The sequence below is a fragment of the Streptomyces sp. NPDC043861 genome (genome assembly GCF_056435905.1).
Map to the genome: position 1 here is coordinate 259385 of NZ_JBWKDP010000005.1, position 19299 is coordinate 278683.

The window sequence follows — 19299 nt, forward strand, 5'->3', positions numbered from 1 at the left end:
CCCGGTTCAGGCCAGTCGCAACTCGACCCAGGGGATGTCGGAACCGGGCAGCAGATACCGCTCGAACTCGACGAAGCCGTGCTTGCGCGCGAACCGCAGTCCGTCCTCGTTGGAGGCCAGCACCACCGTCTCGATCGTGTCTGCGCCGAGTGACCGCGCCCGGTCCAGCCCGCGCCCGTGGAGTTCCTCGCCGAACCCCTGCCCCCGATGAGCCGGGAGCACCCGGGCGATCACGGTGGCCGCGGAGCTGTCGCCGGTGGGCGGGCGTACTGTCGTGCAGCCGACGAGGGCGTCGCCGGAGTAGGCAACTTCCAGATGGTTGCGCCCGGAGCGCTCGCGCACCTCGTCGAGGGACAGGGTGTGGACGGGGATGATCACATTGTGGACGTGCTGCCAGTCCTTGAACGTGCGGTCGTCGTGCGGCTGTTCGATGCGTAGGTGCGACATCGCACCACAGAACCCGGACGCGGCGGAGGACGTCAACCGCAATGAGGTGGGGGCGCCCCGCCCGGGCCTGCATGATGACTCCCATGCAGCGCATCGAGTTCTTCACCTACGCGCCGGCCCTCCAGTGGGGCGTCCGAATCGACGGGTCGGACCTGCGTGTCCATGCCGCGGACGCCACGCGCGAGCCATGGCGAGTGGAGAACCAGGACGACACGACACCGGAGGAACGAGAGGAGTTCCTGTTCTCCCAGTACGCCGGCCTGACCCAGGCCGAACTCGGCGATCCGCGAAGCCATTTCCTCGGTGAGGGCGGACCCGGGCTGCGCCACGACACCACCGGTGCGACGGCGGTGCTGGGCTGCACCTGCGGTGTCTGGCAGTGCTGGCCACTCCTCGCGCACCTCACCGTCACTCCCGAGACCGTCGTCTGGTCCGGCTTCCGGCAGCCCTACCGTCCCGACTGGGGCCAACTGTCCATGGGACCGTTCGTCTTCCCCCGCGCCGCCTACGAGAGTGCACTCGCGCACCCCGTCCACCGTGCCGAGGACCCGCTCACCGAGCTGCCCCGCACGACACCGCAGACAGCAGTGGACCGCCGAACGGTCCGCGGTGCCGGACGGGACCTGCCGTAGGCATCTCCTCCTGCGAGGGGCCGGCCCCGACAAATCCGTTGGCCGGGGGCCGGCCGGTCCGTAGGGTGCGTCGGGTGAGCGCGTACGCGGCGGAGCCGAAAGACGAAACCCCCGACAGAGAACCCTCCTGGCGGGGCAGGACGGTCGGCCTGGCCGCCGTGGAGACCGACGACGCGGAGATCATGCACCGGTGGCGACTGGACCCGGTGACCGCGCACGAGTTCGGTGTCTGGCCGTCCTCGGCCGACTCGGCCCGTGAACGCCTGGAACGGAACGCCGAGGACAACAACCACGACGGCTTCCTGGTGCTGTTGCCGGACGGTACGCCGGTCGGCTGCATCGCGCTGGCCGACCAGGATCTCGCCGACGGCACAGCGGAGATCCACTTGATGATGGACCCGGCGCACCGCGGGCAGGGGCACGGCACGGACGCGCTCGACGCGCTGGTCGATCTGGCCTTCGGCGAACTGCCCCTGTACCGGCTCGAAGCCTTCACCCACACGGAGAACGCCGCCGCACTGGCCGTCCTGGCGAAGTCGGGGTTCGTACCGGAGGGAATACGCCGCTCAGCGTGTCTGCACCGGGGGAAGCGGCACGATCTCGCGGTCCTGGCGCTGCTGCGCCCCGAGTGGGAGGCGCTGGCCAGACCAAGGGCCTGGGACCTCGACTGAGGGACGTTGGCGCGCATCGAAGCCCGTACGGTCAGGAGCGGACGATGCCCATCGCCCTGGCGTTCTCGAGCCACGTCGGGAACTCGGACACGAGCCGGTCGTACAGCTCCGCGTCCGGGACGCGACGCGGGTCCTGACCCGCGTGGAAGAAGCCCGCGTTGTCGATGGGCCGCTTGGCAGGCACGGCCAGCTCGTCCAGCTTGCGCAGGAACTCGAACTGCCGGCTGCCCGGGTCGCCGAAGCCGATGAACTGCCAGAACATCGGCAGCCTGGCCGCCTTGCACAGATAACGCTCGGCGGCGAGCTTGTTGATCGGCCCTCCGTCGGTCTGGAAGACGACGAGCGCGGGGGCCGTGGACCCGCTGTCCAGATAGTGGTCGATGACCGCGTCCATGGCCAGGTGATAGCTCGTCCTGCCCATGTGGCCCAGCCCGGACACGATCCGTTCGATCCGGCCCTCGTGGTCCGCGAGCGCGATCTCGGTCTCCGCGTCGATGTCCGTGGAGAAGAAGACGACCGGCACCCGCCCGTCGTCGTCGAGGTGCGCCGAGAGGCCCAGCACCCGGTCGGCGAGTGCCTGGACGCTGCCGTCCTCGTAGTACGGCTTCATCGATCCGGAGTAGTCGACCACCAGATAAACCGCCACGCGACGGCCGTTCAGCCCGTGCTTCTCGAGCGAGACGCCCGCGCTCCTGTAGAGGCCGACGAGGGCCGGGGCGGATTCCTCTATCTTGCGGAGGCTGATCGCCGCCATTGCGCGTCTCCGTTTCACCGGGGTGTGCCGACTTCGCCTGGGTGTGCCGACGCGGAGGAATGTACGGGAACCCTCGCAGACGGCCCAGCCGCACTCGGGGTACGGGCGTGGCCGCCGCGATCGCCCGGGGAACTGTCCGGCGGCCGTGGAGCATCACCCGGAGCCCCGGCACCGGTCCCGAGCCCGCAACGCGAGCCCCGGACGCGAGCCCCGGACGCCGCAAGGGCGCCACGAGCCGGCAGACCGGCCCCGACTCCATGACAACTGACGGTGTTCGCTATTTTGTTCGCCGCCGTCCCCACCGGCTGACCGTCCGTACGACCGTGAAGCCCGAGGAGCCGGCTGTGCAAGCCGATGTCACCACCTGCTACCGCCACCCCAAGGTGGAGTGCCATGTGCGCTGCACCCGCTGCGACCGCTACATCTGTCCCGACTGCATGCGGGAGGCGGCTGTCGGCCACCAGTGCGTGGAGTGTGTGAAGGAGGGGCACAAGAGCATCCGGCAGGCGCGCACGGCTTTCGGCGGAAGGGTCGGTGCGTCCGCGACGGTGACGTACGCGCTGATCGCCCTCAACCTCGTTCTGTACCTTGGTGAGCTGGTGCGCCCCGAACTGGTCGACCGGTTCGGGATGCTGGGCGCCGGCCTGGCGGACCCCTCCGGGGAGTTCTACATCTACGAGCCCGGCCCCGTCTTCGGGGACTACGACATGGTGGGCGTCGCGGCCGGCGAGTGGTACCGGCTGCTCACGGGCGCGTTCCTGCATCTGAACGCGACGGAGACGACGTTCGGCATCATCCATGTCGTTCTGAACATGTTCGCGCTCAAGAGCCTGGGTCCGGTCGTGGAGAGCCGGCTCGGACGGGCCCGCTTCCTCTCCCTCTACCTGCTCTCGGCACTCGGCGGCTCCGTCCTCGTCTACCTCATCTCCCCCGGCGACCTCGCAGTGGGCGCCTCGGGTGCCGTCTTCGGCCTGGCCGGCTCCTTCTACGTCACCAGCCGCCGGCTGAACCACGACATGCAGGCCGTCAACCGCTTCATGGCCGGCTTCCTGATCTGGATGGTGATCTCCGCCGGATTCACCTCCTGGGAGGGTCACCTGGGCGGCCTGCTCGCGGGCGGCGCGCTCACCCTGGCCTTCGCCTACGCCCCCCGGGGCCGCCGCACCCTGATCCAGGCGGCTGCGGGCGTCGCCATGCTGGCGCTGCTCGTCACCTTGGTGCTGCTGAAGACCTCGGCGCTGACGGGTGCGGCATGACCCGTACGACTCCGCCGCGCCCCGCAGGCATCGCCGCCCTCTGCCCCGTGCTGCGGGCTCGGTCTCGCGCCGGGACCCGATCCGGGGACGTCAGCCCGCGAGGGCGCCGTTCCTGACTGCGGTGACGAAGCACGTCCAGCCCGCGGCCGGGAAGACGAGCGTGGGGCCTTCGGGGTTCTTGCTGTCGCGGACGGGGACGACGCCGGGAAGGTTGTCGGCGGCCTCGACGCAATTGCCGCCCGTGCCATCGCTGTAGGACGACTTGCGCCAGACGGCATGGCTCAACTCTGCGGTGTTCATGCGTTCCTGTAGTCCTCCGCCACCGATTCCAGCAGGTCGAGGGACGCCATCGGCGACAGTGCGGCGGCCCTGGCGAGATCGTATGCCCTCTGGGAGTGCTCGACCAGGGCGGGATCGTCGATGAGCCGGCCGCTGCCCGCCCCCTCCATGTAGACGACTGTCGGAGCGTCATCGAAGGACAAAACGGAGATCATGCTGTCGATGAAGGCCTCGTTCATCGCGGCGAACGGAAGCACCTGCACCACCACCCCCCGGCTCCGCGCCCGTTCGGCGATGTGCAGAAGCTGCTCGCCCATGGTCTCGGGCCCACCCATCGGTGCCCGGAGCACAGCCTCGTGGACGATCTCCCACAGCACCGGCCGCCCCGGCTCGTCCAGGATGCCCTGGCGGTCCATCCTGGCCCGGACCCGTTCCTCCACGCTCTCCTGCGACGCGAACGGAGTGGCGGTGCGCGTGATCGCCCGCGCGTACGCCTCCGTCTGGAGCAGCCCCGGCACCAGCACCGGCGCGTACTCGCAGATCATCTTCGCGATCCGCTCCAACTCCGCCGCGTCCGCGAAGTAGTCCGCCACCTTCGTGGTGCGGGCGAGGCGGCACAGCCGCTGGAGGTGCTCCCCGCTCCCCAGGACCTCGTCGAGCTGTTTCGACATCTCCAGCTGGGGCCGTCTCGTCGCGTTCTCGAACTGCCCGATGTAGGTCGCGGAGCAGAAGACCCGCTCTCCCAGCTGCTCCTGCGAGAGCCCCCCGGCCTCGCGCAGACGACGCAGCTCGGAGCCGTAGAAGGCCCTCGGGTCGGTGTACGGATCGGTGTTCCTGGGCTCGGTCATCGCCAAGGCCCCCTCCACGCAGGCAGCGCCGGTCTCACCGAGCGTAGCCGCGGGCGGTCACTGAGTGAGGGCGAACTCCAGGATACGCGGAGCACATGCCGCGGCGCCTGCCCTTGTCCGGTCGGGGACTGGCAGGCGCCGCGTCTGTTCCGTACGCCGTTGTACGGGCAGTATTCGGGTCAGACCGTCAGTGCACGGTCCGTCGGGCGGATCGGGGCCGGCAGTTCGCTGACGCCCGTGAGGTACCGGTCCACCCCGCGCGCCGCCGAGCGGCCCTCGGCGATGGCCCAGACGATCAGCGACTGGCCACGGCCCGCGTCACCGGCGACGAAGACGCCGTCGACGTTGGTCGCGAAGTCCGCGTCGCGCGCGACGTTGCCGCGCTCGTCCAGCTGCAGGCCGAACTGGGAGACCAGACCGTTCTCGGTGTCCGTGCCCGTGAATCCCATGGCGAGGGTGACCAGCTGGGCGGGGATCTTCCGCTCCGTGCCCGGCTTCTGGGTCAGCTTACCGTCCACGAACTCGACCTCTGCAAGGTGCAGGAACTGGACGTTGCCGTCCTCGTCGCCCTCGAAATGGGTGGTGGAGACGGAGTAGACCCGCTCACCGCCCTCCTCGTGCGCGGACGTCACCTTGTAGAGCATCGGGAACGTCGGCCAGGGCTGGTTGGCGTTCCGCTCGTCGCCCGGCCGGGGCATGATCTCCAGCTGGGTGACGGAGGCCGCGCCCTGGCGGTGGGCCGTGCCGACGCAGTCCGCGCCGGTGTCGCCGCCGCCGATGACCACGACGTGCTTGCCCTCGGCGGTGATCGGCGGAGCCACGTAGTCGCCCTCGACGACCTTGTTGGCCAGCGGCAGGTACTCCATCGCCTGGTGGATGCCGTTCAGTTCACGGCCCGGCACCGGCAGATCGCGGGCGGTCGTGGCACCGGCAGCGATGACGACGGCGTCGTACCGGCGGCGCAGCTTGGCCGCGTCGATGTCGCGGCCGATCTCCACGCCCGTGCGGAACTTGGTGCCCTCCGCGCGCATCTGCTCGATACGCCGGTTGATGTGCCGCTTCTCCATCTTGAACTCGGGGATGCCGTAGCGCAGCAGTCCGCCGATGCGGTCGGCGCGCTCGTACACCGCGACCGTGTGGCCCGCCCGGGTCAGCTGCTGCGCGGCGGCGAGACCCGACGGGCCCGAGCCGATGACCGCGACCGTCTTGCCCGACAGCCGGTCCGGCGGCTGCGGCTTGACGTCATTGGCGTCCCACGCCTTGTCGATGATCGAGACTTCGACGTTCTTGATGGTGACGGCGGGCTGGTTGATGCCGAGCACGCACGCGGACTCGCACGGGGCGGGGCAGAGCCTGCCGGTGAACTCGGGGAAGTTGTTCGTGGCGTGCAGCCGCTCGCTCGCGGCCTGCCAGTCCTCGCGGTAGGCGTAGTCGTTCCACTCGGGGATGAGGTTCCCCAGCGGACAGCCGTTGTGGCAGAACGGGATACCGCAGTCCATGCAGCGCCCGGCCTGCTTGCTGATGATCGGCAGCAGGGAGCCCGGGACGTAGACCTCGTTCCAGTCCTTGACGCGCTCACCGGCGGGACGGGTCTTGGCGACCTCGCGCCCGGTGGTCAGGAAGCCCTTGGGATCAGCCATTGGTCGCCGCCTCCATCATCTTCTCGGTGGTCTCCTGCTCGGAGAGACCGGCGAGCTCAGCGGCGTCCTTGGCGGCGAGCACTGCCTTGTACGTGGTCGGGATGATCTTGCTGAACCGGTCCACGGCCGTGGACCAGTCGGCAAGCAGCTTCTCGGCGACGGTGGAGCCCGTCTCCTCGTGGTGGCGGCGCACGACGTCGTGCAGCCACTGCTTGTCGGTGTCGTCGAGGGCCTCGACGGCGTTCACGTTGCCGGCGTTGACGTTGTCCCGGTCGAGGTCGATGACGTACGCGATGCCACCGGACATACCGGCCGCGAAGTTGCGTCCCGTCTCGCCGAGCACGACGGCGTGGCCGCCGGTCATGTACTCGCACCCGTGGTCGCCCACACCCTCGGAGACCACCAGCGCACCGGAGTTGCGGACGCAGAAGCGCTCGCCGGTGCGGCCGCGCAGGAACAGCTCGCCGCCGGTCGCCCCGTAGCCGATGGTGTTGCCCGCGATGGTCGAGTACTCGGCCAGGTGGTCGGCGGCGCGATCCGGGCGGACGACGACGCGGCCGCCGGAGAGGCCCTTGCCGACGTAGTCGTTGGCGTCGCCCTCCAGACGCAGCGTGACACCGCGCGGCAGGAACGCACCGAAGGACTGGCCCGCCGAACCGGTGAAGGTGATGTCGATGGTGTCGTCGGGCAGGCCCGCACCGCCGAACTTCTTGGTCACCTCGTGGCCGAGCATCGTGCCCACGGTCCGGTTGATGTTCCGGATCGCGACCTGGGCGCGGACCGGCTGGGCCTCCTCGGCGGAGGCCGCGGCCAGTGCGTCCGCAGACAGCTTGATCAGCTCGTTGTCCAGGGCCTTCTCCAGGCCGTGGTCCTGCTCGACCAGCTGGTGGCGCACGGCGCCCTCGGGCAGGTCGGGCACGTGGAAGAGGGGCTCGAGGTCGAGGCCCTGGGCCTTCCAGTGGTTCACGGCGCGGGTGGTGTCCAGCAGCTCGGCGTGGCCGACGGCCTCCTCGAGCGTGCGGAAGCCCAGCTCGGCCAGCAGCTCCCGGACCTCCTCGGCGATGAACCGGAAGAAGTTCACGACGAATTCGGCCTTGCCGGAGAAGCGCTCCCGCAGGGTCGGGTTCTGCGTGGCGATACCGACCGGGCAGGTGTCGAGGTGGCAGACGCGCATCATCACGCAGCCGGAGACGACGAGCGGCGCGGTCGCGAAACCGAACTCCTCGGCGCCGAGCAGCGCGGCGATGACGACGTCGCGACCGGTCTTCAGCTGGCCGTCGGTCTGGACGACGATACGGTCGCGCAGGCCGTTGAGCAGCAGCGTCTGCTGGGTCTCGGCGAGGCCGAGCTCCCAGGGGCCGCCCGCGTGCTTCAGGCTCGTCAGCGGGGAGGCGCCGGTGCCGCCGTCGTGGCCGGAGATGAGGACGACGTCCGCGTGCGCCTTGGAGACACCCGCGGCGACCGTGCCGACACCGACCTCCGACACCAGCTTCACGTGGATGCGTGCCACGGGGTTGGCGTTCTTGAGGTCGTGGATCAGCTGGGCCAGATCCTCGATGGAGTAGATGTCGTGGTGCGGCGGCGGGGAGATCAGGCCGACACCGGGGGTGGAGTGCCGGGTCCTGGCGACCCACGGGTAGACCTTGTGACCGGGCAGCTGGCCGCCCTCGCCGGGCTTGGCGCCCTGGGCCATCTTGATCTGGATGTCGTCGGCGTTGACCAGGTACTCGGACGTGACGCCGAAGCGGCCGGAGGCGACCTGCTTGATCGACGAGCGCCGCGTCGGGTCGTACAGGCGGTCCGGGTCCTCGCCGCCCTCACCGGTGTTGGACTTGCCGCCCAGCTGGTTCATGGCGATGGCGAGGGTCTCGTGCGCCTCCTTGGAGATGGAGCCGTACGACATGGCGCCGGTGGAGAAGCGCTTGACGATCTCGTCCGCCGGCTCGACCTCGTCGATGGAGATCGGCTCGCGGTCGGACGTGAAGCCGAACATGCCGCGGAGCGTCATCAGGCGCTCGGACTGCTCGTTCACACGGTCGGTGTACTGCTTGAAGATGTCGTACCGCTTGCTGCGCGTGGCGTGCTGCAGGCGGAAGACCGTCTCCGGGTCGAAGAGGTGCGGCTCGCCCTCCCGGCGCCACTGGTACTCGCCGCCGATGTCCAGCGCACGGTGCGCGGGCGCGATGCCGCTGGCCGGGTACGCCTTGGCGTGGCGGGCGGCGACCTCCTTGGCGATGACGTCGAGACCGGCGCCGCCGATCTTCGTGGCCGTACCGACGAAGTACGTGTCGACGAAGGCATCGTCGAGACCGACGGCCTCGAAGACCTGGGCGCCGCGGTAGGAGGCCACGGTCGAGATGCCCATCTTGGACATGACCTTCAGCACGCCCTTGCCCAGGGCGTAGATCAGGTTGCGGATGGCCTGCTCGGGCTCGATGCCCTCGAGGAACGTACCGGCGCGCAGCAGGTCCTCGACCGACTCCATGGCCAGGTAGGGGTTGACGGCGGCGGCGCCGTAGCCGATCAGCAGCGCGACATGGTGCACCTCGCGGACGTCACCGGCCTCGACCAGCAGGCCCACCTGGGTGCGCTGCTTGGTGCGGATGAGGTGGTGGTGCACGGCGGAGGTGAGCAGCAGCGACGGGATCGGGGCGTGCTCGGCGTCGGAGTGCCGGTCGGAGAGCACGATCAGGCGGACGCCGCTCTCGATCGCGGCGTCGGCCTCGGCGCAGATCTGCTCGATACGGGCGGCGAGGGAGTCGCCGCCTCCGGAGACCCGGTAGAGGCCGGAGAGCGTCGCAGCCTTCATGCCGGGCATGTCGCCGTCGGCGTTGATGTGGATGAGCTTGGCGAGCTCATCGTTGTCGATCACGGGGAACGGCAGGGTGACCGACCGGCAGGAGGCCGCGTTCGGCTCCAGCAGATTGCCCTCGGGGCCGAGCGAAGAGATCAGTGAGGTGACGAGCTCCTCGCGGATGGCGTCCAGCGGCGGGTTCGTGACCTGCGCGAACAGCTGGGTGAAGTAGTCGAACAGCAGGCGCGGGCGCTCGGAGAGCGCGGCGATCGGCGAGTCCGTGCCCATGGAACCGATCGGCTCGGCGCCGGCGCGGGCCATCGGTGCGAGAAGGACGCGCAGCTCCTCCTCGGTGTAGCCGAAGGTCTGCTGACGGCGGGTGACCGAGGCGTGGGTGTGGACGATGTGCTCGCGCTCGGGCAGGTCCTCGAGCTCGATGATCCCGGTTTCCAGCCACTCCTGGTACGGCTGCTCGGCCGCGAGGGCCGCCTTGATCTCGTCGTCCTCGATGATGCGGTGCTCGGCGGTGTCGACGAGGAACATCCGGCCGGGCTGGAGGCGGCCCTTGCGGACGACCTTGGAGGGGTCGATGTCGAGCACACCGACCTCGGAGGAGAGGACGACGAGACCGTCGTCGGTCACCCAGTAGCGGCCGGGGCGCAGACCGTTGCGGTCCAGCACCGCACCCACCTGGGTGCCGTCGGTGAAGGTGACACAGGCCGGGCCGTCCCAGGGCTCCATCATCGTGGAGTGGTACTGGTAGAAGGCGCGCCGGGCCGGGTCCATGGAGTCGTGGTTCTCCCACGCCTCGGGGACCATCATCAGCACACTGTGCGGGAGCGAGCGGCCGCCGAGGTGGAGCAGTTCGAGGACCTCGTCGAAGGAGGCGGAGTCGGAGGCGTCCGGTGTGCAGACCGGGAAGATCCGGTCCAGCTTCTCGCTGCCGAAGAGATCACTGACCAGCTGCGACTCACGGGCGCGCATCCAGTTGCGGTTGCCCTTGACCGTGTTGATCTCGCCGTTGTGGGCGACGAAGCGGTAGGGGTGCGCGAGCGGCCAGCTCGGGAACGTGTTCGTGGAGAACCGGGAGTGGACGAGCGCGACGGCGGTGGCGCAGCGGCGGTCCGAGAGGTCCGGGAAGAAGGGCTCCAGCTGGCCGGTGGTCAGCATGCCCTTGTAGACGATGGTGCGGGCGGAGAGCGACGGGAAGTACACGCCGGCCTCGCGCTCGGCGCGCTTGCGCAGCACGAAGGCCTTGCGGTCCAGGGCGATGCCGCTGCTGGTGTGGTCCGCGACGAACAGCTGACGGAAGACCGGCATCGTCGAACGGGCGGTGGCGCCGAGAAGCTCGGGAGCGACGGGGACCTCGCGCCAGCCGAGGACGTCCAGTCCTTCCTCGGCGGCGATCGTCTCGATCTGTGAGACGGCCTCGTCCTGAGTGCCCTCGGGGACGAAGGCGATACCGACGGCGTACGAGCCGGCTTCGGGGAGCTCGAACCCGGCGACCTCGCGGAGGAACGCGTCCGGGACCTGGAGGAGGATGCCGGCACCGTCACCGGAGTCGGGCTCCGAACCGGTGGCGCCGCGGTGCTCCAGGTTGCGCAGAACGGTCAACGCCTGCTCGACCAGCTCATGGCTGGCTACACCGGTGAGGGTGGCCACGAACCCGACACCACAGGCGTCGTGTTCGTTACGGGGGTCGTACATCCCCTGCGGAGCGGGGCGACCGTCCATGGGCGACCAGGCGTCGGAACGCATCGGCTCTCCCGTCGTCGTCGTGGCATATGCAAGTGCCAGAGGGACGACGTTGGCCCTCCGCGAAATTTCGTGCAGGTTACATGATGGAGTGCTTCTCGGGAAGCGGATAGCCCGTTCCAGCATGCGGACACCGCTCGGGGGTTGTGGGTAGCGGCGCAGGTGGGGACGGGTACGGACAGATCGACATCCGGCACCCGCGGCGCAGAGCAGGCTTCATTGCCCACAGCGCTTACGGCATATGCCCGGCGGTTAAGGATTCGAAACCGCCGAGTAACGGCTGACATGTGGAGCCACGGACAGTGTCCCACCGGGAACCGGATCCAGCACCGGGATGTACGTCACAAGGACCTGCCGGACCGATGCCACGCCCCGGCCTGCGGACCGGCACCGAGGGCAGCCGCCGCCAGGACCGGACCGAGGACCGGCACCGAAGGCAGCCGCCGCCAGGACCGGACCGAGACCGGCACCGAAGGCGGCCGGCCGTCGCCAGGACCGGACCGAGGACCGAACGTCCGCCATGGCCCGACCCGACGACCGGACGGCACCACGACCGGACGGCACGGGCCCGGCGCCGGGGGCTCGCCCAGCCGTCGCACTCCGCAGCCGACCGGAGCCGACTGCGGACCGCATGCCCCGGGCACGCCGGGCGGGGGCCAAGGCCCGGGACCCGGACCGCGCTGCCGGGCCGGGACCGACGTCACCACCGGGCGGGGGCCAAGGCCCGAAGACCCGGACCGCGCCACCCGGGCCGGGGTCAGACCGCAGCCCCGACCAGGGTCCCGATCGCATAGGTCACCGCGGCCGCCGCACCACCCAGTGCGAGCTGTCGCAGACCGCTGAACCACCAACCGCGGGCGGTGACCCGGGCGACGAGCGCGCCGCAGGCGAAGAGGCCGACGAGTGCGAGCAGGACCGCAGGCCACAGCGCGCTGGCGCCGAGGAGATACGGCAGCACGGGCAGCAGCGCACCGAGCGCGAACGATCCGAAGGACGACACGGCGGCGACGGCGGGCGACGGCAGGTCGTCCGGGTCGATCCCGAGCTCCTCGCGGGCATGGATCTCCAGCGCCTGATCGGGGTCCCTGGACAGCTGCATGGCCACCTCGCGGGCGAGCCGCGGCTCGACACCGCGGGCCACGTACAGCGCGGCCAGCTCCTCCATCTCGTCCACGGGATGCTTGCGCAGCTCCCTGCGTTCGACGTCCAGTTCGGCCTGGACGAGCTCGCGCTGCGAGGCCACGGAGGTGTACTCACCGGCAGCCATGGAGAAGGCGCCGGCAGCAAGTCCCGCGAGCCCGGTGATGACGAGGGTCTGCTGGGACACGGCCCCGCCCGCGACACCGGTCATCAGGGCGAGGTTGGAGACGAGTCCGTCCATCGCACCGAACACCGCGGGACGCAGCCAGCCGCCATTCACATCGCGGTGCGTGTGATTGTCGCGGTGTGCTTCGTGAAGCGTCGCCTCGGTCTCGATGATGGACACAGCTCTCCCCTTGTTGTTGTTCGCCGTCCAGGGCGGTTCGCATGGCGTCCCGCTCCCGCAACACCTCGAAAGTACGCGCGATGTAAGGGGCTCGCCAGCAAGGCAGGCTTTACTTACCTACGGTCAGCCGAGTGACACGCGGTCGACCGGCAGAGCGCGGCGCACCCCATGTGGCAGAGATCCAGGACAGGCTCGGTGCCGCACGAAGGGGTGACGCGTTGGAGTGGATTGCATGCGATCGGGCCCGCGGCGCACTGCTCGGGCTTGCTGTCGGTGACGCGCTCGGGGCGCCCGCCGAGAACATGCGGCCGTCCGAGATCCGGCGCCGGTGGGGCCGGATCGAGGGCTTTGTGACGGACAGCCCGGCGGGCACCGACGACACCGAGTACGCGATCTTCTCGGGGCTGCTGCTCGCCCGGCACGGCTCCGCACTGACCGTCTCACATGTTGAGAATGCCTGGCACCACTGGATCGCGGACCTCGACGAGGGGCCGTTCCGCGGGGCCGGCTTCAGCGAACGAGGCACCCTGGAGAACCTCCGCCGCGGCCTTGCGGCTCCCATCACCGCCCAGCACCGCCATGCCTGGAGCGACGGACTCGCCATGCGGGCAGCACCCTTCGGCGTCTTCGCCGCAGGTGACCCCGCGGAGGCGGCACGGCTGGTCGCCATCGACGGCTGCGTCAGCCACGACGGAGAGGGCATCTACGGCGGCCAGGCGGTGGCGGCGGGGGTCGCGGCCGCGGTGGCGGGCGAGGGGCCGGCCGGGATCATCGGCGCCGCACTGTCGGTCGTCCCGATGGACTCCTGGACCTCACGCTCCATGCGGCGGGCCGTCGTCGCGGCGGAACGATTGGAGCCCGATCCGCTGACCCGCGAGCGCACGGTCCGTTCCGCGGTCGTCATCGGCGGCTACCCCTGGACGGACCTGGCCCCCGAGGCCGTGGGCCTCGCCTTCGGCGCCTTCGCCGCCGCCCGCGGCGACTTCCGTACATCGGTCCTCACCGCGGTCAACATGGGCCGTGACGCCGACACGACGGCGGCGGTGGCCGGAGCCCTCGCCGGCGCCATGTCGGGCGCCGGCTCCATTCCTGCGGACTGGGCCGCCGCGATCGGCCCGGTCCGCGGCAGCTGCCTCCCCTCGATGCGCGGCTACCACGTCCTGGACATCGCGGACCTTCTCACTCCCGACGACGACACCGAGGCCCTCCCATGCCCCCCGGCCCTCTAGACCCCGCACCCGAGCCCTCGGCTCCGGAGCCCCCGGAAATCGCCCCGGACCTCCTCGCCGTCGAGGACGGCACCGACCCCGCCGGGACCTCGGAGCTCCACGACGCACTCGCCGAGGCGCCCCACCCCGACGGGACCCGCCAGGACACCCGGACGGTGTTCCCGGACGCCCCTCCCCCGGCGCACGAGGCACCGGAGGACGAGGGCACGGCAGCCACCGCCGGTCCCGGCGACCCCGTCGAGGGGCACGGGGCGCCCGGGCACCGGGGCCCCGGGCCGGCTCCCTCGCGCCCGGGTGGGCCGCAGCGGACCGGGGACGATCTCCGGAGCCCCGTCGCCGAGCCGCCCCGCGCGGCGGTGCGCCCCGCCCGGGCAGCCGGTGCCCCGCCCCGGGTCCCGGGCCGCGGTGCGGGGTCCGTCGTCCTGCGTCCTCCTGAGCCACCGGGGGTTGGCAGTGCCTCCCGGACAGCCTGGCCGGGGGAGGCGCGGAACGGGGACATGCCCCCGGGCGCGGGCCCCGGAGGTCCGCCCGCATCGCAGGGCACCGAGAAGGAGGCACGGCACGGCCCGGACAGCACTCCCGCCCACCGCACCCGGGTCGAAGGGCTGCTCCTCGGTCTCGCCTCGGGCGACGCCGCCGGCTGGCCGGCGGCGCGGCACCGGGCCGCCCGGATGCCCGAGTGGACCCGGCGGCTCACCCGTGAGCTCGACACCTTCGCCGAACAGAACGCCACGACCACCCTCCCCGTCCCCATCGCCCTCAACCAGCCGCCAGAGCCCCTTCGGCTCGGGCCCTCCGACGACGCCGAGTGGGCCGCCTTCGCCGCCGAGACGGTCATCACCGCCGCCGGCCACTTCGACGGGCCCGATCGTGACCGGCATATGCGTGCGGCGGTCGACCTCGCCTGGAACTCCCTCGCCGGTAAGGTCGCCGCGGCCGCCGCCCGCGCCCCCGAGGTCGAATCCGCCGTACTGCCCCTTCGTGCCCGGATCTCCGTACGCGCCGGTCTCGGCAATCTCGCCACCGGTCTGCGCCCGCCCGCCACCGGACACGACAACCCGCACTATTTCGACGACGCCGCCTGTGTACGCGCCGTGGTCCTCGCCGCCGTCCACCCCGGCGACCCACGGGCCGCCGCCGAACTGGCGGAGTTCGACGCCCGCTACACCCAGGACGGCGACGGCGTCCATGGCGCCCGCGCGATGGCGGCGGCTGTGGCGGCGGCCCTCGGCGGCTCACGCGTCGGCGCGGCGGTCGACGCCGCCCTCGCCGAGCTCCCCGAGGCGACCGAGATCGGCCGCAACGCCCGGCACGCCGTCAAGCTCGCGCGCGACGCCGAGGACGCGTTCTCCCTCGTGCCGCTCCTGGAGCACCAGATCGTCGACCACGTCTACAGCTACGGGATCGCTGCGGCCGAGACCGTACCCGTCGCCCTCGCCCTCGCCATCGCCGCCCGCGGCGAGGTCACCGGAGCGATTCCCGCCGCGGCCTGTCTGTCCCGGGTCGCCGACTCCGCGCCCGCGCTCGCCGGGGCGCTGACCGGTGCACTCGGCGGCGGCGATGCGGTGCCCGCCGCATGGCGGGACGCCTGCCGCACGCTCGCCGGATGCGCCCTGCCCCGCCTCGCGGGCAGGGATCTCGTGGAACTCGCCGGGCTGCTCGCCCGCGCGACCCGCCCATGACCCGGCTGCTCCTCACGCCGCTCGCGGCCGGCCGTCCTGCACGTCCGCCTGCACCGGACACCGAATCCCCGACCCGGCATACCCCGCCCGCAAGCACTCCGGGTGGACAATTCGGGCATGACACTCTCAGCGCTCCCGACGGTCACGGCACTCGACGGCCGGATCGCGGGCTCCCTCGTCGGGGCGGCGGTGGGCGACGCCCTCGGCGGCCCTGTCGAGGGCTACACCCCGGAGCAGATCGTGGAACGCCACGGCGGGCGTGTGTGCGGCATCGTCGGCCCGTGGCACGGTGAGGACTGGCGCACCGCCCGTCCCATCGCCCCGTACCACAAGGGCAATGGGCACGTCACCGACGACACCTTGATGACGCACGCGCTCGTACGCGTCTATGCGAAGGTCCGCGATCACCTAGACGCCTATGCGATCGCCGACCATCTCGTTCCCGACCTGATCACCAACCCCCGCTGGATCCCCGAGCTCGAGGCCGAGGCCCTTCCCCTCCAGCGGATCTTCCTCGCCGAGAAGTGGCTCGCCGCCCGCATCCACTACGGTCATGTGGACCCGCGGGAGGCGGGGACGGGCAACATCGTCAACTGCGGTGCGGCGATGTACATGGCGCCCGTCGGCCTGGTCAACGCAGGCAACCCGGCGGCCGCGTACACCGAGGCACTGGACATCGCGGGCGCCCACCAGTCCTCGTACGGCCGCGAGGCCGCGGGCGTGTTCGCGGCGGCGGTGGCCGCGGCCTGCACACCGGACGCGAGCCCGCGCAGCGTCGTCGACGCCTGTCTCGCCCTCGCCAAGGACGGCACCCGGGCGGCCGTCGAAGCGGTGGCCGAAGTCGCCTCCCGGCACCGTGACTTCGAGTCCGCGCTGCGTCCCGTTCGGGAGGCCGTCGCCCCCTTCGACACGGTCGGCCCCGACTACCGGTCACCGTCCCTCGCCGCCCGCCGACCGTCCCGGCTGCACGCCATCGAGGAACTCCCGGTCGCCCTCGGCATGCTGCTCGTCGGCGACGGCGACTACCGCCGTACGGTTCTCGGCTCCGTCAACTACGGCCGTGACTGCGACTCGATCGCCACCATGTCGGGAGCGATCGCGGGGGCGCTGTCCGGCGAGGAACCGATCCCGACCGACTGGGTGAAGACCGTCGCGGAGGCCAGCCGTCTCGATCTGCACGCCCCGGCGCGGACACTGACCGAGGTCGCGTACGAGATCTTCGACCGCGACACCGAACGCCGCCGGGCCCATGAATCGGCCTTCGCCCGACTGACGGACGGCCGATGAATCTCCGCCTCACCTGGGTCCAGCCCGAGGACCTGCTCGGTCATGAACTCCGCCAGGCCGAGGAGGACGGCCGCGACGCCTCGGACATCGCCCGCTGCTGGCACGCAGCGGGCGGTGCCCCCGCCCCTGCGGCCGCCGGCGCGTCACCCGCCCCCGCCTCCCCCCGAGTGCGCGCCCTGGCGCACCGTCTGCTGGACGAACTGGCCGACCGCCCCTCGCCGTTGGCGGAACTGGAGCCCACCCCACTGCGCCGGATCCGTGACGCCTGCCCTTCCTGGCCGCCGCCCGGGGAGGACCGGCCGGCCGAGGGGAGCACCTCCCTGCTCCGCCGGCTCCACGCCTCCTGGCTCGGCCGCGCCGCCGGGTGTCTGCTCGGCAAGCCCGTCGAGAAGCTGCCCCTCCACGGCATCCGGGCCCTCGCCCGTGCCACCGGCAACTGGCCGCTCGACACCTGGTTCACCGCCAGGGGGGTCCCGGCCGGGGTGCTCGCCGAGCATCCGTGGAACCGGCGTTCCGCAGCCACCTCCCTGGCCGAGAACATCGACGGCATGCCCGAGGACGACGACCTCAACTACCCGCTGCTCAACCTGCTCCTCCTCCAGCGGTACGGACACGGCTTCCGCACCACCGACGTCGCGCAGCTCTGGCTCGACGAACTCCCCGCCGGCCGCACCTTCACCGCCGAGCGCGTCGCGTACCGCAATCTCCTCTCGGGACTGGAGCCCCCGGACACCGCGGCCCACCACAATCCGTTCCGGGAGTGGATCGGCGCCGCCATCCGTGCGGACGTGCACGGGTGGACCCACCCCGGCGACCCGGCAGCTGCCGCCGCGCAGGCCCACCGGGACGCGACGCTGACGCACACCGCCAACGGGGTGTACGGCGCCATGTTCGTCGCCGCCGCACTCGCCGAGGCGGCGACGGGCACCGCGGACGTCCACCGGTGCCTGCGCACCGGGCTCCGGGTCGTGCCGCCCCGCTCACGCCTTGCCGAAGCCATCCGTCTCGGCATCGAAACGGCCGCCGCGCATGCCCGTTTCGATGATGTCGTGGACCGTCTCCACGCCGCCTACGGCACCTATCACTGGGTGCACGTCATTCCCAACGCCGCCCTGCTGACCGCCGCCCTCACTCATGCCGACGGCGACTTCACCGGCTCCATCTGCCGTGCCGTGTCCGGCGGCTGGGACACCGACTCCAACGGCGCGACCGCCGGCTCGCTCGCCGGACTGCTGACCGCGCATCCGGACCTGCTGCCCGAGCGGTGGACCGCACCGCTGAAGAACCGCCTCTCCACCACGGTCGGCGGCTTCGACGGCATCGGCTTCGACTCCCTCGCCCACCTCACGCGCGCCCAGCTCACTCCCCGGGAGGACCCCCGCCCATGACCGGCATCGTGGTGCTCGGCAGCACCAACATGGACCTCGTCGCCTATGTCGCGAAGGCACCCCAGCGCGGGGAGACCGTCACCGGACGCGAGTTCCGTACGGTCCCCGGCGGCAAGGGCGCCAACCAGGCCGTCGCCGCCGCCCGGGCAGGCGGTGATGTGTCGATGATCGGGGCCGTGGGAACCGACGACTTCGGCGTACGTCTGCGGGCCACGCTCGACGGCTCCGGCGTCGACACCGACCTCCTGCGCACCGCCGAGGGCCCCTCCGGCACCGCCCACATCGTCGTCGACGACGAGGGCGGCAACGCGATCGTCGTCGTCCCGGGCGCCAACGGCACCGTGGATCACCTCACCCCCGGCGACGAGGGCCTCATCGCCACCGCGGACGCTCTCCTCCTCCAGCTCGAACTCCCCCTGGCCGGTGTGATCGCCGGCGCCGAGGCCGCCCGGCGGCACGGTGTACGCACCGTCCTCACCCCGGCACCCGCCCGGACCCTGCCTCCCGAACTGCTCGCCGCCACCGATCTGTTGGTGCCGAACGAGCACGAGGCCGCCGTCCTCGCCGGCACCACCGACCCGCGCGCCGCCGCCGAGGCACTGCTCCGCCAGGTGCCCGAGGTGGTGATCACTCTCGGTGCGGCGGGTAGTCTCTACGCCGCGCGGGGCGCCGAACCCGTCACCGTGCCCGCCCCCCGTGTCCGCGCCGTCGACACGACCGCAGCGGGCGACACCTTCGTCGGCGCCCTCACGGTGGCCCTCGTCGAGGGCAGGACGATGCCCGCGGCGATGGCCTGGGCATCGACGGCCGCCGCGCTCTCCGTCCAGCGTCCGGGCGCCTCGTCCTCGATGCCGACCCGGCCGGAGATCGACGCGGCGGCGGACGACGGCGCCCCGTTCACCGCCTGAAGGGCTGTCCCGCAATCCCCGGTGGATCAGCGCGCGGCGTCGGATGCATGGGGTCCGCCCGGCCCACCAGGGCCGAGAGGAACCATCGCAAGGCGGTGGCACACTCCCCCTGGCTCCGCCGGGGGTGCCCCCACCCGACCGACAGCCGGGGGAGAATGTCCTTGTACCGGGCGCATTCGGGCGATTCGACAACGCAGCGTGGCGGTGCCTCCCAGCGGTAGCCGGTGGAGTGCCGTAGCTGTC

Annotated in this window: 15 protein-coding genes; 8 read left to right on the top strand and 7 right to left on the bottom strand. The window is 71.4% G+C overall.

What is annotated here, in order from left to right; all coding sequences use genetic code 11:
- Nucleotides 1-6: 6 nt before the first annotated feature.
- Nucleotides 7-447, bottom strand: coding sequence for a GNAT family N-acetyltransferase (locus tag AC068D_RS14705; RefSeq protein ID WP_478823377.1), 441 nt, complete (start codon nucleotides 445-447; stop codon nucleotides 7-9).
- 83 nt (nucleotides 448-530) lie between these two features.
- On the opposite strand from AC068D_RS14705, the gene AC068D_RS14710 reads away from it, so the two are divergent.
- Together AC068D_RS14710 and AC068D_RS14715 are read left to right on the top strand one after the other, a co-directional pair.
- The gene (locus AC068D_RS14710) at nucleotides 531-1079 is read left to right on the top strand and encodes a hypothetical protein (RefSeq protein ID WP_478823378.1); all 549 of its coding nucleotides are present in this window, start codon (nucleotides 531-533) and stop codon (nucleotides 1077-1079) included.
- Nucleotides 1080-1153: 74 nt separating this feature from the next.
- Nucleotides 1154-1750: a GNAT family N-acetyltransferase gene (locus AC068D_RS14715; protein WP_478823379.1), complete on the top strand. Its 597-nt coding sequence runs from the start codon at nucleotides 1154-1156 to the stop codon at nucleotides 1748-1750.
- Between the two features lie 31 nt (nucleotides 1751-1781).
- Here AC068D_RS14715 and AC068D_RS14720 read toward each other — a convergent pair whose 3' ends face one another.
- The gene (locus tag AC068D_RS14720; RefSeq protein ID WP_478823380.1) at nucleotides 1782-2504 is read right to left on the bottom strand and encodes a vWA domain-containing protein; all 723 of its coding nucleotides are present in this window, start codon (nucleotides 2502-2504) and stop codon (nucleotides 1782-1784) included.
- Between the two features lie 344 nt (nucleotides 2505-2848).
- Here AC068D_RS14720 and AC068D_RS14725 point away from each other — a divergent pair, with 344 nt between their 5' ends.
- On the top strand, nucleotides 2849-3760 hold the full coding sequence (locus AC068D_RS14725; protein WP_478823381.1) for a rhomboid family intramembrane serine protease: 912 nt from the start codon (nucleotides 2849-2851) through the stop codon (nucleotides 3758-3760).
- A 90-nt stretch (nucleotides 3761-3850) separates the two neighbouring features.
- Here AC068D_RS14725 and AC068D_RS14730 read toward each other — a convergent pair whose 3' ends face one another.
- From AC068D_RS14730 to AC068D_RS14750, 5 genes are all read right to left on the bottom strand, one after another.
- Complete coding sequence (locus AC068D_RS14730; protein WP_478823382.1) at nucleotides 3851-4060, bottom strand: DUF397 domain-containing protein; 210 nt, start codon at nucleotides 4058-4060, stop codon at nucleotides 3851-3853.
- Nucleotides 4057-4887: a helix-turn-helix domain-containing protein gene (locus tag AC068D_RS14735; protein WP_478823383.1), complete on the bottom strand. Its 831-nt coding sequence runs from the start codon at nucleotides 4885-4887 to the stop codon at nucleotides 4057-4059. The genes AC068D_RS14730 and AC068D_RS14735 overlap by 4 nt, the downstream gene beginning before the upstream one ends.
- Nucleotides 4888-5066: 179 nt before the next feature.
- Nucleotides 5067-6527 carry a glutamate synthase subunit beta gene (locus AC068D_RS14740; RefSeq protein ID WP_478823384.1) on the bottom strand — a complete coding sequence of 487 codons (1461 nt, stop codon included), beginning with the start codon at nucleotides 6525-6527 and terminating at the stop codon, nucleotides 5067-5069.
- Nucleotides 6520-11079: a glutamate synthase large subunit gene (gene gltB / locus AC068D_RS14745; RefSeq protein ID WP_478823385.1), complete on the bottom strand. Its 4560-nt coding sequence runs from the start codon at nucleotides 11077-11079 to the stop codon at nucleotides 6520-6522. Before gltB ends, AC068D_RS14740 begins: the two co-directional genes overlap by 8 nt.
- Nucleotides 11080-11833: 754 nt before the next feature.
- Nucleotides 11834-12562 (bottom strand): VIT1/CCC1 transporter family protein, encoded by a 729-nt coding sequence (locus AC068D_RS14750; protein ID WP_478823386.1) that lies wholly within the window; start codon nucleotides 12560-12562, stop codon nucleotides 11834-11836.
- A gap of 218 nt (nucleotides 12563-12780) precedes the next feature.
- Here AC068D_RS14750 and AC068D_RS14755 point away from each other — a divergent pair, with 218 nt between their 5' ends.
- The 5 genes from AC068D_RS14755 (at nucleotide 12781) to rbsK (ending at nucleotide 19056) form a co-directional block, all read left to right on the top strand.
- Nucleotides 12781-13791: an ADP-ribosylglycohydrolase family protein gene (locus AC068D_RS14755; RefSeq protein ID WP_478823387.1), complete on the top strand. Its 1011-nt coding sequence runs from the start codon at nucleotides 12781-12783 to the stop codon at nucleotides 13789-13791.
- Nucleotides 13792-14288: 497 nt separating this feature from the next.
- The gene (locus AC068D_RS14760) at nucleotides 14289-15473 is read left to right on the top strand and encodes an ADP-ribosylglycohydrolase family protein (RefSeq protein ID WP_478823388.1); all 1185 of its coding nucleotides are present in this window, start codon (nucleotides 14289-14291) and stop codon (nucleotides 15471-15473) included.
- A 117-nt stretch (nucleotides 15474-15590) separates the two neighbouring features.
- A complete protein-coding gene (locus tag AC068D_RS14765) occupies nucleotides 15591-16760 on the top strand; it encodes an ADP-ribosylglycohydrolase family protein (RefSeq protein WP_478823389.1) in 1170 nt (389 codons plus the stop codon).
- Nucleotides 16757-18148: an ADP-ribosylglycohydrolase family protein gene (locus tag AC068D_RS14770; protein WP_478823390.1), complete on the top strand. Its 1392-nt coding sequence runs from the start codon at nucleotides 16757-16759 to the stop codon at nucleotides 18146-18148. The genes AC068D_RS14765 and AC068D_RS14770 overlap by 4 nt, the downstream gene beginning before the upstream one ends.
- Entirely contained in the window at nucleotides 18145-19056 is a 912-nt protein-coding gene (gene rbsK, locus AC068D_RS14775; RefSeq protein ID WP_478823391.1) for a ribokinase, read from the top strand. Before AC068D_RS14770 ends, rbsK begins: the two co-directional genes overlap by 4 nt.
- Nucleotides 19057-19299: the final 243 nt, after the last annotated feature.